Source organism: Providencia sp. PROV268 (assembly GCF_028477805.1).
Taxonomy (GTDB): Bacteria; Pseudomonadota; Gammaproteobacteria; order Enterobacterales; family Enterobacteriaceae; genus Providencia; species Providencia stuartii.
This window is the reverse complement of record NZ_JAMPLW010000012.1, coordinates 111,223-125,953: the sequence shown is the minus strand read 5'-3', so window position 1 is coordinate 125,953 and position 14,731 is coordinate 111,223. Positions and strand designations below refer to the sequence as shown.

Here is a 14,731-nt window from a genome sequence, read left to right as displayed (position 1 = left end):
GATGATACGTAAGTTACAAAACATATTTCATTTAGGTGTCAAAGAGCTGCGTAGTTTAGGGCGTGATAAGGCGATGATGGCGCTTATTGTTTTTGCTTTTACGGTGTCGATTTATTCATCGGCAACAGTGACGCCAGGCTCTTTGCATCACGCACCGATTGCGGTTGCTGATCAGGATAAATCACAATTATCGAACCGTATTATCAATAGTTTTTATGCACCTTATTTTAAGACGCCGGCGGATGTAACTCCCGAACAGATTGATGGCCTTCTTGACCGAGGTACTTATACTTTTGCTTTAGATATTCCACCTAATTTTCAGAAGGATGTACTGGCCGGTCGCCATCCAGAAATCCAAGTGAATATTGATGCAACACGTATGAGCCAAGCGTTTTTAGGTAATAGCTACATTCAAAATATCACTTTAGGTGAAGTGAATGAGTTTCTTGCTAAGTACCGTAGTGATGCGAGTTTACCTGTAGATCTTGAAGTTCGTATGCGTTTTAACCCCAACTTAACGCAATCATGGTTTGGGTCGGTAATGGCAATCATTAATAACATTACTATGCTTTCGATAGTGTTAACGGGCGCTGCGCTAATTCGCGAACGAGAACACGGTACGGTTGAGCATTTAATGGTGATGCCACTAACTCCATTTGAAATCATGCTATCTAAGATTTGGTCAATGGGATTAGTGGTTTTGGTTGCCTCGGCAGTATCGCTTCTGCTGGTGGTTAAAACCTTGCTACAAGTGCCGATCGAGGGGTCTATACTGCTATTTATGTGTGGTGTGGCATTAAGCTTATTTGCGACCACATCAATTGGTATCTTTATGGGGACGCTAGCTCGTTCAATGCCTCAGTTTGGGCTATTGATGATCCTTGTTCTATTACCGTTAAATATGCTTTCAGGAGGTATGACCGCACGTGAAAGTATGCCTCAGTTAGTTCAAGACATTATGCTGACGATGCCGACAACACATTTTGTGAGCCTTGCACAAGCGATTTTATATCGAGGAGCAGGGTTCCAGATCGTTTGGCCTCAGTTTATTGTCTTATTTATTATCGGTATCGTCTTCTTTTCATTCGCATTAATGCGGTTTCGTAAAACCATTGCAACCATGGCATAACACCTTGCTGTTGCAATTATGTCAAAAAACGCTTGCTGAATTGTTCAGTAAGCGTTGTAATATAGTGCCTATCAATTCAAAAATCATTGCAAGGCTGTGCCTATCAAATCGATAGTATTAACTGATTGGAAAAAAAGGCTGTAAACCAGTAACTTAATAATCAACCAAACAGGAGAACGTAAAATGTCTTTAATTAATACTCAAATCAAACCATTTAAAAATCAAGCTTTTAAAGACGGTAAGTTTATCGAAGTCACCGAAAAAGATGTGGCTGGAAAATGGAGTGTATTCTTCTTCTATCCAGCAGACTTTACTTTCGTTTGCCCAACTGAACTTGGTGACGTCGCTGACCATTACGAAGAATTCCAAAAAATGGGCGTTGAAATCTATTCAGTTTCAACTGATACCCACTTTACTCACAAAGCATGGCACGAAAGTTCAGAAACTATCGGTAAAATCAAATACACCATGATCGGTGACCCAACAGGTGAACTGACTCGTAATTTCGAAAATATGCGTGAAGCAGAAGGTTTGGCTGACCGTGGTACTTTCGTTGTTGACCCACAAGGTATCATCCAAGCTATCGAAATCACAGCAGAAGGCATTGGCCGTGATGCTTCTGATCTGCTACGTAAAGTTAAAGCTGCACAGTATGTTGCTAGCCACCCAGGCGAAGTATGCCCTGCTAAATGGAAAGAAGGTGAAGCAACTCTGTCTCCATCTTTAGATTTGGTTGGCAAAATCTAATCGAAAACTTTATTTCGAAAGTAGAAAGTAAAAACATACTGATGTTATCGGGTGCTATGCACCCGATTTTATGACCAAGGGGATCATATGCTCGATAACAATATGCAAGCGCAATTGAAAGCGTATTTAGAAAAATTGACTAAACCTGTTGAGTTAGTCGCTAATTTAGATAGCAGTAATAAATCAAATGAAATAAAACAGCTTCTAAACCAAATTGCTGCGCTTTCAGACAAGATTACTGTTCGTGAAGTACAAGATAATACTCAAAGAGTACCATCATTTTTAATTACTAACCCTGGTGTTGATAGTGGATTGCGTTTTGCAGGTTCACCACTAGGCCATGAATTTACATCGCTTGTGCTTGCATTGTTGCAAATTGGTGGTCACCCATCTAAAGAAGCACAAGAGTTATTAGATCAAGTGAAGGCCCTTGAAGGGGAATTCCATTTTGAAACCTATTATTCATTATCGTGCCATAACTGCCCAGATGTTGTGCAAGCACTGAATTTAATGGCAGTATTAAATCCAAATATCACACATACAGCGATTGATGGTGCGCTGTTTCAAAATGAAATTGAAGAACGTAATGTGATGGGCGTTCCCGCTGTTTTCCTAAATGGAAAAGAGTTCGGCCAAGGGCGCATGACATTAAGTGAGATCATTAATAAGGTTGACACGAATGCTGACGCGCGTGCCGCTAAAGCATTAACGGAACGTGAACCATTTGAAGTACTCATCATCGGTAGTGGACCTGCTGGAGCATCCGCAGCGGTTTATACTGCACGTAAAGGTATTCGCACTGGTGTGATCGGTGAGCGTTTTGGTGGCCAAGTTATGGATACCGTTGATATCGAAAACTACATTTCTGTACTCAAAACAGAAGGGGCGATATTTGCGGGAGCACTGAAGAACCACGTTGATGACTACAATGTTGATGTAATTGATGGTCAGTCAGTGACTAAGTTAATTCCAGCAACAGAAGAAGGCGGTTACCACCAAATCGAAACAGCTTCCGGCGGAGTAATGAAGTCACGGAGTATCATTATTGCGACAGGTGCCCGTTGGCGTAACATGGGAGTACCTGGGGAGCAAGAGTATCGCACGAAAGGCGTTACATTCTGCCCACACTGTGATGGTCCGTTGTTTAAAGGCAAACGCGTTGCTGTGATTGGTGGAGGTAACTCAGGTATTGAAGCAGCTATTGACTTAGCGGGTATTGTTGAACATGTAACAGTATTGGAATTCGCGCCTGAATTGAAGGCGGATTCAGTACTACAAGATAAAGCACGTAGCCTGAAAAATGTTGACATTATCGTTAATGCTCAAACATTGGAAGTGAAGGGCGATGGTAGCAAGATGACGGGTCTTGAATATAAAGACCGTACTGATGATAGTGTACATTTATTAGAAGTTGCAGGCGCATTTGTACAAATTGGCCTGTTGCCAAATACCAATTGGTTAGGTGATACCGTTGCACGTAACCGTATAGGCGAAATTGAGGTGGATGCACGTGGCGAAACAAATGTGAAAGGTGTGTTCGCTGCGGGTGACTGTACTACTGTACCTTATAAACAGATCATTATTTCAGCCGGTGAAGGTGCAAAAGCCGCACTTAGCGCCTTTGATTACCTAATCCGCACAAGTACCAGAACCGCTGAATAATTGTTAATTCAGTAGGTTGTACCCAAAGGCACTCGGGGGCGAGTGCCTTTTTTTGTACGTTATCTGTGCAAAAAAGGCTCAAAAGTGCCTAAAAGTGTTCAAGTGTGGACAACTTGTGGACATGCAAAAGTTAAATTTGTATCGTTTTTCGTCGTTAAAATCATCCTAAAACAGAACAATCTATTAAGCTAATTCTATTCCTCCTTTTAATGGATTATACGTAATTGCATCTTGAAGAAAGTCCGGTGCAAAGTGAGCGTAGGTCAGTGTTTGCTGTAATGTCGAGTGACCTAGGAGCCTCTGCAAAGTAGTTCTTCTTGTAAAAGCGGCCTATATTCGCCAAACGCGTGACTTTATTATTGAGCTGGCCAAACAACGTGTTCAAGCGATCCAACTCGACCAACCGCAAGTAATGGAGTTTTGGGAGATATTTGATTATTTACACGATAACGAGGCTTTTGGTGTGAATCACAGTAGTGAAAAGGGTGTTTATGCAGTGAATTTTAACCATATTGCACAGGTGGCCAGTGAGTACCGCCAGTCTATGCTATTGAATACGGATATTAAGAATTTATTGAAAGCGGGGCGCATGCGTAAGTTTGTGGGCGTTAAGACGGTGTGAAGCGCGGTAAACAGTCAGTTTAATAGCACGCTTGCGGTGGGGAGTACGCTTAAGAAGCCTGAAGTGATTAAGTGCTGGGTGTTTCAGGAAAACAGTGAGAGTTAGTTTCCCCCTCCATTCATCTATAGGCTGCCGATGTGCAGCCTTTTTTTTACCTATCGATAAACCCCATGAATTAAGTAAATGCTCATCATCAATATTCTATGAAAGCGTAGGTAAGTAAATCTATGGATAACAGAGTAAGAATTGACTGTTATTTAATCTCTTTTATAAATATAGAGAATTTATGGGAGGGGTTCGGAAAGCGGTTACAATGGTTACAAAATTAAAATAGTCTTATATCTTATTGATAATAGATAGAAATATAGGAATAGTAAAAGGTTACAAATGGGTTACTTTGTGGTTACGTGTAACCGTTTTAATGGGTTACAAATTAAAAATATAACTTATTGTTTTATAAGGATGTAACTTTTTACCCCTTGTTTTGTAACCCGTTGTAACCAGTAAAAAGTTACAACGGAGTTGTTTATAATCAGTGAGTTAGAGATGGTTTTAGTGGGATGTAACCGATGTAACCGATTTCCGAAGAGAGGAAATTTATTATTGTCTATTCATTTCGTAGTATTGAAACAAGAATGATCATGAATAAAATTTAAGTATTGTGAGTACGGTCATTTACATTCTACCAAATGTGAATAATATGAAAGTATTTAAGGGAGGGTATATGGCATTAGTCGAAAAATTATTTTCATCAATAGATTTAAGCGATCCATTTTTTGATTCTCTGAAAATTGATTATCCAGAGTTTGAAGATTGGTTTAATAGAAAAAGAGATCATTATGCTATTGTTTCTATTAATGACTCTGGTAGGATTGACGGTTTTTTATACTTAAAAGAGGAAGACGAATCATTAGATGATATGGATCCTAGTTTTCCTAAAGAACAAAGATTGAAATGCGGAACATTCAAAATTGATGGTCATGGTACGAAGCTCGGAGAGCGTTTTGTCTCAAAGTTAATAAATTGTGCTCTCGAAAAAAGAATCAAAACAATATATGTGACTATTTTTGATAAACATGATGGTTTAATTAATCTTTTAAAATCTTTCGGATTCGAATTATGTTCAAGAAAGTTAAAGGAAACACCGAGTGGTAGAGAAGGTGTATATTTTAAACGAGTTACTAAATGATATTAGAAAGGAATTGATAATATGCCTAGTTCGTTTCCTCAAGTTAGATTAAATGATAGAAATTTCTTGCTCAGTATTTACCCTGAGTTTCACACAAGATTATTTCCAGAGTCAAGATTAAATAATGAGGATGAGGCGATCATCCAAGATACTGTTTACGCTAATAGTGTAAATAAAGTATATATAACAGGAATGAGAGGTATTGATAGCTTACACATCGGTGATAACCTACTAATCTATAGAACTACCGATGGGGTCGGACCAGCAAGATTTCGTTCTGTTGCAACATCAGTTTGCGTAGTTACAGATATAAAGAATATTAATGAATTTTCTAGTCTTCAAGAGTTTAAAAATTATTGCGGGCAAAACACAATTTTTGAAGAACATCAATTAGATAATTTCTATCGAACAAAGAGATATCCTTTTATTATTAAATTTAGATATCATTTCTCTTTGGAAAGAAGGGTGATACTCAATGACATTGTAGACATTACAGGCTACGATATACAAAATACATATTGGGGATTTGTCCGGTTGAACAATGCTCACTTCAGACGGATTTTAGAAACAGGACAGGTAAATGAAGGTCTTATTATCGATTAAACCAGAATTCGCAGAATTGATTTTATCGGGAGAAAAAAAATTCGAATTCAGAAAGGTTTTATTTAAAAATCAAGATGTTAAAGTTGTTGTGATTTATGCAAGCCATCCTGTTGGTAGAATTATTGGTGAATTTGAAATTGATGAAATAATATCCTCTTCGCCTATAGATGTATGGAAAAAAACTGAAAAATTTGCAGGAATAAGCAAAACTTTTTTTGAGAAATATTTTCATGAAAAAGTTACGGCTTTTGCTATAAAGGTGAAAAATCCAAAGCGGTATAAAGATCCTATGCTTATAAGTGATCTGTTACCTGGAACGAAGATGCCACCACAATCATTTAGATACATCTAAAAAAAATGAGCACTTAGTGCTCATTTTTTTGATTTGAATAAATATTATTTATCATGCCATTGAAATAATCAATGTCATTTGAATTGATTATTTCTAACCTGATATTATAGGTTTTCGATGCTTTTATAGCATTTTCTCTTTCTTTTTTAATTAATTCAGTCAATGAAAATAATATTTCCGCATTTCTTTTTTCAAATCGTTCTTCGATTATATTAATGTCATTTTCTAATAAAATTATGGCAGATAACTTCATTTTATCATAAATAGAGTGATCTAGTTGTACAATTTCATTGTTTTTTCCAATTAAACAAAAATGACCATCTAATAAAATATTTTTATTATTGTATGTTTCTAACTCTTGCAAAAGTGCCGATTGATTCTCTTCTGGAGTCAAAACTATTTTATTGTCATCCCAACTTTTTCTTCTAACCGACGATATTAACTCGCTAGAGCTTAAGTGTATGAAATTATTGTTTAATTTTATAAATTGGTCACATAAAAAACTTTTGCCTACCCCATGAACACCTGAAATAAATATTCTCATTAATATCCAAGGCCTTATTTTGTGTTAAAATGGAAAATATATCTTATATGGGGGTAAATAAATGTCAATATATATAAATGCATTATCTATTTTATACCCAGCAGTTACTAATATTATTGAAAAAAAGAAAAATGTGGAAATTAGGTCTTGGTATCCACAACAGATACCTTTATATAATCTATTACTAGTAGAAAATAATGTATATCTTAAAAATGATGAAGATATAGATATGGATGCTACTGCCGTTGCTATTGTCGATGTATTTTCAATAAATTGTTGGACATTACAAGACTTTAGGAATCAATCCGATGAGATAACATTAAATAGGGAGTGGAAAGATAATTATTATATGTGGGATATACGGAATGTTAGGATTTTAAACAAATCGTTTAAATGCTATGCAAAGAAAGGTATATATCAGTTAGAAATAGATAAACCTGAAATGTTACAATATCATGTGTGAATTATAGCACAATTTTTTACTAACTTGCACAATTCCTATCCAAATATATTTGCTTTCCATACTTAGTCGCAGCCTAACTTTCAGCGCTCCTCACACCTGCACAAAATCCCACCCCTTTTGTGTGCGGGCGAGGCGGGGGAGCAAGCGCGCGCAAAGGGGTAGATGTGAGCCGCGCTGCTATTATGTGATTAGTCCATGAGTGGTGTTATTTGTGAGTATTCAGGCTGTACAGCCTAGATGAGATAAAAAATAAATTCGGATATCTGGAACAGATAGAACGGCGCTAAGGCCGTTCTATTAGCTTTGAAAGGGGGGAGCATCGAGTAACGTGAATTGAATGGTTTATTTATAGTTAGGTTCTTTGTTCTTCGCCTGTGCCAAAAAGTCCAGTAACGCATATTGCTTAAAGCGGATCACCTCAACACCTAGCATGTCGTTAATTGATTTCATGCTTTCCATTAGTGGTAATAATTCATTGAACCAAAATACCATTGCGGCTTTTTCAACATCACCAAGGCTACCTGAGCCTTGCGGGATGATCCCCATCAGTTGTGGTGGTATCCGGTGCATAGCCAACAAATCATCGCGCGTGGTGTCCTTGATACCGACAAACTCGTCTTTGGCGCTGATCTGTGAGAATGGCAAAATTTGAATTCCATCCTTGCCCCCGTTGGCGGCATACACAAAGATATTCTTAAATGCTTTGCCTTTGCGAGCTTCGGTGAGTGATTTTTTTAATGACTCGACGGCCTTGTCGTCAGCCAATGCCGCGGAAAGATATACCATCACACCGGCGTGGCTGCCATTCTCATAATAGTTTGTCCGAAATAGGGTAGCCGAATGATTCAAGTTAGCGGAAATAAGCCCCGCCAAGTAATCGGGAACGCCATATATCTCTTGGTTAATACAGGGGTTTTTCAAATGAATAACGCTATTTTTGCGAAATTCATAAGGCATCTTGGTAATTCTTCACTTGCCAGTATTGCCCCTCATTCACACCGGCGTGGGTATACTTAGCCAAAGAGGTTTTTAATGTCAGCATATCGCCGAGCCGGTTAAATGCGCTTTTCAAGGTAACCATTACCAAAAACCACAAAATCCTGCGCTAATGTAGTGAAATCAGGGCGTGATAAATAGGGCGTTGGTTCAAAACAGCTGGTGATCACATTACGCTTAAACACGAACGGTGATTGATGGTAGGCCGCTGATGAGGTAAACGAGCGCGCAATACCAGTAAAATCAATCGGGGTTTCATACCAGCGGTCATTGTGGTTGCACTCCATGCAGTCCAGCAAATCACCGCCGCCAGATACAATGACGGCGGGCAAAAGGTAAATGAGCAAAACTCAGGACTTTGTGTTTGTTTTTCGGTTACTGTTAATTCCCAACAAGCCAAAGATTATCGCAATCCGAACTAATGAATATCCTCGTGACTGCGGTAAATTAACTCTAATTGCGGATGACTCCATAAACTGGCGGGGGTCACTGTCGCACGCTCCCAAGGAATATGACCGATAAACCACAATTTCCAAAAGTTAAGTTTGGCTTCAGGGTTTTTACTTAATAAATCTTTAAAAGTTTCAATTTCACCTACGTTAATTGAAAGTGCTGACTGGTAAATATCAAATACAAATTTCGAGCAGAACTGGCGGGAAGAGTGATAATCAAAGCCAGTATGATAAAATTTATTAAGTCTTGAAGGAACTTCTGCAACTAAAGCTGCTTTTTGTTCATCCGTTAGGTGGTGAGTAAGTCGGCGAACACCATATCTTTGCCCAGCCGAACGTTGAATAAAGCGAGTCAAAGTCGTGACAGTTGATAGCGGTACTCGGCTTTCTGCTACTAAATAATCTTGCCCGTTATGACCAATTATCAAGCCAACATGATTGCTCCAACATAAAGAGGCTGACGCTATTTGGCGAAATAACGTAGTGCCAATACTTGTAAAGATAATATCGCCGACCTCGAGGTTTTTAGGGGGAGTATTATTTGTCATTATTCATACCTCTCAATAATTTTAACTCTGTTTGATAGTAATCCCTGACAAAGAGTAACAGCAATGAGAATACGGATTAAAATCGCGTATTAAATTAAATAATACGTTTTCGTTTAGGTTATATTGATTATAGGTTATGCAACTCAATTTATTTTATTGTTTGTAGGGCATGGCTCAATGCGATAATACTACGCGTAATCTCAGTTTCAGTATGTGCAGCATAACCGAATAAAATAGCGTTGTTTTCATGACTATTCATACAATAACGAGACAGTGGCTGTACACCAAAACCTAACTGATGGCAGGTAGAGAGTATAAACGGCAAACTAATTCCCGGCTTTAACCAACAAACAGCATGGATCCCTGAATCTGTTTGCTCAACGTTAAATACATGGGGCAAATAGGTGTTAATTGCACTAATTAATGCATTTTGGCGTGAATAGCAAACTTTACGAACTTTACGCACATGGCGTGCATAATGCCCCTCTTGAATAAACTGTGCTAAAGCGGCTTGTTCTAAGTAACCTGAATGGCTATCACTGTAATATTTCATCATAGTAAAAGGCTCGATCAGAATTTTTGGCACAATTAAAAATCCTAAACGAAAACCCGGATACATCATTTTAGAAAAGGTGCCGGCATAAATAACACGTTGATGTGCATCAAGCCCTTGAAGTGCTTGAATAGGTTTAGATAAATAGCGAAATTCACTGTTGTAGTCATCTTCAAAAATCCATGCTTGATTCTTGTTTGCCCACTCTAATAGCGCTAATCGTTTTGTTAAGCTCAAAGTCGTACCAAGAGGAAATTGATGGGAAGGGGCGGTGTAAACTAAGCAAGCGTCAGGGTAAGTTTGTGCGGCCATCGTAATATTCATTCCATCACTCTCAGAAGGAATTGGGCAAATATTGGCTCCACGAGCAGTTAAAATAGCTCGCGCACTGTCATATCCAGGATCATCTAACCAGACTGAGCTACCTTGTTGTAATAATACGCTTGCGGTTAAATTAATCGCCTGCTGAGTACCATTTACAATAATAATTTGCTCTTCGCTGCAATTAACCCCACGCGTTGAGTGCACATAATCGACTAATATTCTTTTTAGTGGCGGATAACCTGCCGGATGATTGTAGTGAGGAATTTCTTGTTTTGATCTTCTCCAAACCCTTCCTAGTAATCTTCCCCATAAATCATGGGGAAACTGATCAACGCAACCAATGCCGATATTGAACATCTGTTTTTTATTCGTATTAGGCCGAGACGTTTTCCATAATGTCGTTAAATGACTCATCACGGGATTGAGATTAGGTGCAGAATATTGCTGTTTATCGAGAGGATCTGTCTTGGATGTTAATTTAACCAGCTCATCAGGTATGGTTGTAGAAACATAGGTGCCAGAGCCTTGACGAGTAACTAAATAACCCTCGTCGATTAATCGTTCAAAACCAGCAATGACTGAATTGCGAGATATCGACATCATTTCAGCAAAAGCACGACTCGAGGGCAGTTTGATCCCCGCAGATAATCGCCCATCAAGAATGGCATTTCTGATGGTGTGATAAACATTTTCTTTAATACAACCTGCTTCTAAGAGTAAATGAGGGAAGAGAGCTTGCGGTTTACGTTTCATTAGAAGTGGATCCTAAATAAATAGCAAAAGTGTATCTTATTTAGTACCAGATTGATATGTAATATAGCGCCATTGTTTTATATGTCGAATCGTTAAAGGATATATCATGAATAACAATATGTTACCTGTTACTGTTGAGTTTGTGTCACCTGAGCATTATCCGCAATGGCTAGTTTATTGGTTGCAGTATCAAGAATTTTATAAAGTGGATTTAAGCGAAGAAATCACATTAAAAACATGGGAGCGCTTTTTCGATGAAAATGAGCCTATGTATTGCGCCGTTGCACTTGAAGGTGAAAAAGTGGTTGGTTTTGTCAATTACCTCTACCATCGCTCCACATGGGCGGAAAATAATTTCTGCTATTTGGAAGATTTATTTGTTTCGCCAGACGTAAGGGGGCGTCAGGTAGGAAAACATCTGATTGAATTCGTGCATGAACAAGCAAAAAAACAAGCTTGTGGACGTCTGTATTGGCATACGCAGGAAACCAATTTACGAGGGCAGCGCTTATATGATTGGGTTGCTGAAAAACCAGGTGTGATTGAATATAGAATGCCGTTGTAATCTTTTAGTGATTTATTCATGAGATAGGTTACATACCCACTCATCATCCGAAGATTTTTTATCCTACTTGTGATCTCTTGGCGATTTCTGCCATCCCCACTGTTTTTGCGAGCGGTGGGGCTTTTATCTCCTTTGCTATGCTCATTGTTTTAATTTCAGACAAAGTTCAAAGTAGCTTTTTGTTAAGTTATATCCGACTGTTATTGAAAAATAACAGTAAACAATCACTACATGTGATATTCAAAGGAAAACACCTTGTTGACACCCGTCAACGAAGTAACTACAGTACGGATACAGGAGGGAAATGAAGAGACATCCAAACAAACACATTCAATCAGCGATTGAATATGCTGTCTCTAAAGGCTGGGTTTTGGTATCAGCGGGTCATAGTTCGCATGCCTTTTGCCGTTTACGCTGTGGTGACGCGAATGATGCACATCAAAACCATCAAATGAGCGTGTGGTCCACACCAAGCCGTCCTGAGGATCATGCTAAACAGATCAAACGGAAAGTTGATAGTTGTTATCGGTCTGGAAATTAATTTAAGGCGGCATTGCCGCCTGTTTCAAGCGAATAATCTAGGGGATGAGAAAGGTCACCTAGAACGGTATAGATAATAAAATGGTCTCAGTTAAAGGTATCTATTAACGAATCCATTAATGTATGGCGAGTATCAAGGAGAATACAGTGTCACTATACAATTTCACGTTGGTGCTTTCAGGTGTTAATGCTGATACCCCAGGACTCGAAGATGCGCTGTATGAAAGTGGTTGCGGTGATGCGCTAATCTGTTTTTATGGTAAATCGGTCTATCTAGAATTTGATAGAGAGGCTAAATCATTAGATGATGCAATTGAGTCAGCTATCCATCATGTTGAAACATCTGGGTTAGGGGCAAGAGTAGAATCGGTTGATTCAGTGCTCGTCGGCTTGAGTGATATTGCTGATTTAACACATCTATCAAGGCAAGCGGTTGCAATGCTGAAAGATGGTAAGCGGGGTGCAGGGGATTTTCCAAACCCAATACAGCGTATTAAAGGCCAATCCCCTTTATGGGATTGGGCTGAGGTTGCTAATTGGTTACAAATTAATGGCAGGTTAAATCACCATCCTGAATTAGTGACGAATGCGAAGGCATTAAGTAAATGGAACTTGGCATTACGATCAAGTGTATGTGATGATTTGCTTGAAGTTGAAGCGATAACGAAAAAAATCGTCGATAATAGGCAAAAAAGAGCAGCATACGCCGATAAAACGAATGTTAAATAACCAATCTTAAAATACTCCCTTATTGACATAAGGGGGTAATTTTAATGTTCATGATATCTAAGCCGCCAGCTACAACTCGAATACTCAATGCTTGTGGTAGCAGGGAAGCCAATTTTCTTGGTTCAATGTTAGAGTGAGTAAGGAATGTTTTAAGTTGCCAGTTGTTTACGTACTTCCATAAGCGCAAAACCTAATAAATTGAGCCCTTTCCAAGTGAGAGGGTTCTCGATATTTTCACTATCTTCAGCAAGGCCGATCCCCCATATTTTATCAACAGGGCTTGCCTCCACTAATATTCTTTCATTGGTATTTAATAAAAATGTTTTTAACTCTTCATTTTGTGAAAACTTAGCAAGATTTGCTGCGACAACAATATTAAATCTATGTTCATCCCATATGCTCTGTTGAAAGCCTCGTACCTCTCTACCGAATGCTTTTGCAGCGCCAGGATTTGGGGCATGGATAATTTTCTCGAAACTTTCATTGTCATCAAATAATCGTGCTTTTTCTGCCATCATAAAATGTTCAGCACTGGCAAAGCGATTGCCTTCAACCATAAAAGTAGCTGGATACCATTGGCTCAGGCAACTCTTGGTAACTTGTTTTTGTTTTGATTGATGACCCCAGAAAAAGAGGTATTTCAATTTTTTACCTGTTCGGTATTGTTTGCAAAGGGTTTGGATATCCATAATAAATTGTTCTAATAAATTTCTATTGGGGTAGCGTATCGATAAATTCTTCGAAATACCATAAGAAAGGCCTGTAGTTATAGCATAAATAGATTGATTAAAAAGTAACTGGCAAGTGTTGAAAATTAAATAAAACGTGAGGCATCAGACATTTTTTATAAATGATATAAAAAGTCGCATTTTCACGTGTGAATAGAGCCATTTTTACCTAACTATTACATTTTGTTAACGATACAGTAAGCCCTCTTATTGGGTAAGGTTATTAACGAAAGTAAAGTATAAAAATATGGAACAAATATTGTTAGTTTTATGGCCTTTATTTGCACTGATAGCAATGGGTTTTATATTACGTCGTTCATCGCTGTTTTCGGTTGATTTTTGGCCTAGCGCTGAAAAACTGAACTATTTTATTTTGTTTCCTGCTTTATTGATTAACAGTTTAGCGAGTGCCCCACTTGATAGCCCTAAACTGCCTTATCTCGCAGGTGCGATATTTTTTGTGCTTATTATTAGCAGTGTATTAGTTCTAATTTTTAAATTACTTTTTAAAATGCCAATACCACGGTTTGGTGCTCATATTCAAGGTATTACCCGCTTTAATACTTATTTAGGGCTTGCAATCATAGCCGATTTATTTGGTACTGATGGTATAGCGATTGCTGCCGTCATTATGGCGATACTGGTGCCAAGTTGTAATGTTATTGCGGTCTTAGCATTAACCGCTGGCTCTAAAGTTTCTATCAAACAGTTATTTTTACCGATCATTAAAAACCCGTTAATCCTCTCTTGTATTATTGGTATTTTGCTGAACTTATCTCCAATAGGATTACCTTTTGGTTCAGGACAACTATTAAAGCTACTTGCGGCAGCGAGTTTACCATTAGGGTTAATTTGTATTGGCGCGGCATTGCAAACATCGACGCTCAGGAAAGAATTTAAGCCGCTAATGACCTCTACGCTGTTACGTTTATTAGCGATGCCGGTATTAGCGCTTTTAACAGCAAAATTATTCTCATTACCGGAGTTTGAAACCGCGTTATTTGTGATTTTCTTTGCAATACCGACGGCGCCGACGGCTTATATTTTAACTCGTCAACTAAATGGTGATAGTCAGCTTATGGCAGGCATCATCACTTTGCAGACCGTAATTGCTGTCGTGACATTACCATTCATTCTTACCCAGATAATACATTAACTCATTGCTGCTATCGTTATTTAGCTTAAGTGAGGTAATGGGTTTGATAGAGAATCGCTTTGTTAAAATATGGGGT

16 protein-coding genes and 2 pseudogenes are annotated in these 14,731 nt (G+C 38.4%); 12 read left to right on the top strand and 6 right to left on the bottom strand.

The features are described 5' to 3' along the window. Positions 1-4: 4 nt before the first annotated feature. The 3 genes from PR699_RS10510 to ahpF all read left to right on the top strand — a co-directional run bounded on the left by PR699_RS10510 (position 5) and on the right by ahpF (position 3,538). Positions 5-1,129, top strand: a complete 1,125-nt coding sequence (locus PR699_RS10510) for an ABC transporter permease (RefSeq protein WP_179078395.1) — start codon at positions 5-7, stop codon at positions 1,127-1,129. A gap of 183 nt (positions 1,130-1,312) precedes the next feature. Then, the gene (ahpC, locus tag PR699_RS10505; protein WP_004919611.1) at positions 1,313-1,876 is read left to right on the top strand and encodes an alkyl hydroperoxide reductase subunit C; all 564 of its coding nucleotides are present in this window, start codon (positions 1,313-1,315) and stop codon (positions 1,874-1,876) included. Between the two features lie 87 nt (positions 1,877-1,963). Next, positions 1,964-3,538, top strand: coding sequence for an alkyl hydroperoxide reductase subunit F (ahpF, locus tag PR699_RS10500; RefSeq protein WP_014658325.1), 1,575 nt, complete (start codon positions 1,964-1,966; stop codon positions 3,536-3,538). Positions 3,539-3,721: 183 nt separating this feature from the next. Here ahpF and PR699_RS10495 read toward each other — a convergent pair. Beyond that, positions 3,722-3,847 (bottom strand): annotated as a pseudogene (locus PR699_RS10495) (integrase); the annotation flags it as partial. 154 nt (positions 3,848-4,001) lie between these two features. Here PR699_RS10495 and PR699_RS10490 point away from each other — a divergent pair. The 4 genes from PR699_RS10490 (at position 4,002) to PR699_RS10475 (ending at position 6,304) form a co-directional block, all read left to right on the top strand. Then, positions 4,002-4,160 (top strand): hypothetical protein, encoded by a 159-nt coding sequence (locus PR699_RS10490; RefSeq protein WP_014658326.1) that lies wholly within the window; start codon positions 4,002-4,004, stop codon positions 4,158-4,160. Between the two features lie 724 nt (positions 4,161-4,884). Further along, entirely contained in the window at positions 4,885-5,349 is a 465-nt protein-coding gene (locus PR699_RS10485; protein ID WP_041705634.1) for a GNAT family acetyltransferase, read from the top strand. Positions 5,350-5,370: 21 nt separating this feature from the next. Further along, on the top strand, positions 5,371-5,952 hold the full coding sequence (locus PR699_RS10480) for a hypothetical protein (protein ID WP_041705320.1): 582 nt from the start codon (positions 5,371-5,373) through the stop codon (positions 5,950-5,952). After that, entirely contained in the window at positions 5,930-6,304 is a 375-nt protein-coding gene (locus tag PR699_RS10475; RefSeq protein ID WP_014658327.1) for an ASCH domain-containing protein, read from the top strand. The genes PR699_RS10480 and PR699_RS10475 overlap by 23 nt, the downstream gene beginning before the upstream one ends. A 13-nt stretch (positions 6,305-6,317) precedes the next feature. Here PR699_RS10475 and PR699_RS10470 read toward each other — a convergent pair whose 3' ends face one another. Beyond that, positions 6,318-6,848 carry an ATP-binding protein gene (locus PR699_RS10470; protein ID WP_014658328.1) on the bottom strand — a complete coding sequence of 177 codons (531 nt, stop codon included), beginning with the start codon at positions 6,846-6,848 and terminating at the stop codon, positions 6,318-6,320. Positions 6,849-6,909: 61 nt separating this feature from the next. Here PR699_RS10470 and PR699_RS10465 point away from each other — a divergent pair, with 61 nt between their 5' ends. Then, positions 6,910-7,311 carry a hypothetical protein gene (locus PR699_RS10465; protein WP_014658329.1) on the top strand — a complete coding sequence of 134 codons (402 nt, stop codon included), beginning with the start codon at positions 6,910-6,912 and terminating at the stop codon, positions 7,309-7,311. A 342-nt stretch (positions 7,312-7,653) separates the two neighbouring features. On the opposite strand, the pseudogene PR699_RS10460 reads toward PR699_RS10465, so the two are convergent. The 3 genes and pseudogenes from PR699_RS10460 to PR699_RS10450 all read right to left on the bottom strand — a co-directional run bounded on the left by PR699_RS10460 (position 7,654) and on the right by PR699_RS10450 (position 10,937). After that, positions 7,654-8,707: pseudogene (locus PR699_RS10460) on the bottom strand (phage portal protein). A gap of 18 nt (positions 8,708-8,725) precedes the next feature. Beyond that, the gene (locus PR699_RS10455) at positions 8,726-9,307 is read right to left on the bottom strand and encodes a YebB family permuted papain-like enzyme (protein WP_004919702.1); all 582 of its coding nucleotides are present in this window, start codon (positions 9,305-9,307) and stop codon (positions 8,726-8,728) included. A 148-nt stretch (positions 9,308-9,455) separates the two neighbouring features. Beyond that, complete coding sequence (locus PR699_RS10450) at positions 9,456-10,937, bottom strand: PLP-dependent aminotransferase family protein (RefSeq protein ID WP_014658331.1); 1,482 nt, start codon at positions 10,935-10,937, stop codon at positions 9,456-9,458. A gap of 106 nt (positions 10,938-11,043) precedes the next feature. Here PR699_RS10450 and PR699_RS10445 point away from each other — a divergent pair, with 106 nt between their 5' ends. The 3 genes from PR699_RS10445 to PR699_RS10435 all read left to right on the top strand — a co-directional run bounded on the left by PR699_RS10445 (position 11,044) and on the right by PR699_RS10435 (position 12,771). Next, positions 11,044-11,502, top strand: a complete 459-nt coding sequence (locus PR699_RS10445; RefSeq protein ID WP_004919706.1) for a GNAT family N-acetyltransferase — start codon at positions 11,044-11,046, stop codon at positions 11,500-11,502. Between the two features lie 304 nt (positions 11,503-11,806). Continuing rightward, the gene (locus PR699_RS10440) at positions 11,807-12,043 is read left to right on the top strand and encodes a hypothetical protein (protein WP_004919708.1); all 237 of its coding nucleotides are present in this window, start codon (positions 11,807-11,809) and stop codon (positions 12,041-12,043) included. Between the two features lie 146 nt (positions 12,044-12,189). After that, entirely contained in the window at positions 12,190-12,771 is a 582-nt protein-coding gene (locus PR699_RS10435) for an AlpA family transcriptional regulator (RefSeq protein WP_014658333.1), read from the top strand. 149 nt (positions 12,772-12,920) lie between these two features. On the opposite strand, the gene PR699_RS10430 is transcribed toward PR699_RS10435, so the two are convergent. After that, positions 12,921-13,460, bottom strand: a complete 540-nt coding sequence (locus tag PR699_RS10430; RefSeq protein ID WP_004919711.1) for an NADAR family protein — start codon at positions 13,458-13,460, stop codon at positions 12,921-12,923. A gap of 286 nt (positions 13,461-13,746) precedes the next feature. Between PR699_RS10430 and PR699_RS10425 the strand changes: the two genes are divergently transcribed. After that, positions 13,747-14,655, top strand: a complete 909-nt coding sequence (locus PR699_RS10425; RefSeq protein WP_004919713.1) for an AEC family transporter — start codon at positions 13,747-13,749, stop codon at positions 14,653-14,655. The last annotated feature ends 76 nt before the right edge of the window (positions 14,656-14,731 follow it).

Excerpts from the sequence above, each read along its gene's own strand:
- PR699_RS10455 (WP_004919702.1), bottom strand. The coding sequence starts at position 9,307 with ATGACAAATAATACTCCCCCTAAAAACCTCGAGGTCGGCGATATTATC.
- PR699_RS10480 (WP_041705320.1), top strand. The coding sequence starts at position 5,371 with ATGCCTAGTTCGTTTCCTCAAGTTAGATTAAATGATAGAAATTTCTTG.
- PR699_RS10485 (WP_041705634.1), top strand. The coding sequence starts at position 4,885 with ATGGCATTAGTCGAAAAATTATTTTCATCAATAGATTTAAGCGATCCA.
- PR699_RS10430 (WP_004919711.1), bottom strand. The coding sequence starts at position 13,460 with ATGGATATCCAAACCCTTTGCAAACAATACCGAACAGGTAAAAAATTG.
- PR699_RS10425 (WP_004919713.1), top strand. The coding sequence starts at position 13,747 with ATGGAACAAATATTGTTAGTTTTATGGCCTTTATTTGCACTGATAGCA.
- PR699_RS10440 (WP_004919708.1), top strand. The coding sequence starts at position 11,807 with ATGAAGAGACATCCAAACAAACACATTCAATCAGCGATTGAATATGCT.
- PR699_RS10475 (WP_014658327.1), top strand. The coding sequence starts at position 5,930 with ATGAAGGTCTTATTATCGATTAAACCAGAATTCGCAGAATTGATTTTA.
- PR699_RS10450 (WP_014658331.1), bottom strand. The coding sequence starts at position 10,937 with ATGAAACGTAAACCGCAAGCTCTCTTCCCTCATTTACTCTTAGAAGCA.
- ahpC (WP_004919611.1), top strand. The coding sequence starts at position 1,313 with ATGTCTTTAATTAATACTCAAATCAAACCATTTAAAAATCAAGCTTTT.
- PR699_RS10445 (WP_004919706.1), top strand. The coding sequence starts at position 11,044 with ATGAATAACAATATGTTACCTGTTACTGTTGAGTTTGTGTCACCTGAG.
- PR699_RS10465 (WP_014658329.1), top strand. The coding sequence starts at position 6,910 with ATGTCAATATATATAAATGCATTATCTATTTTATACCCAGCAGTTACT.
- ahpF (WP_014658325.1), top strand. The coding sequence starts at position 1,964 with ATGCTCGATAACAATATGCAAGCGCAATTGAAAGCGTATTTAGAAAAA.
- PR699_RS10470 (WP_014658328.1), bottom strand. The coding sequence starts at position 6,848 with ATGAGAATATTTATTTCAGGTGTTCATGGGGTAGGCAAAAGTTTTTTA.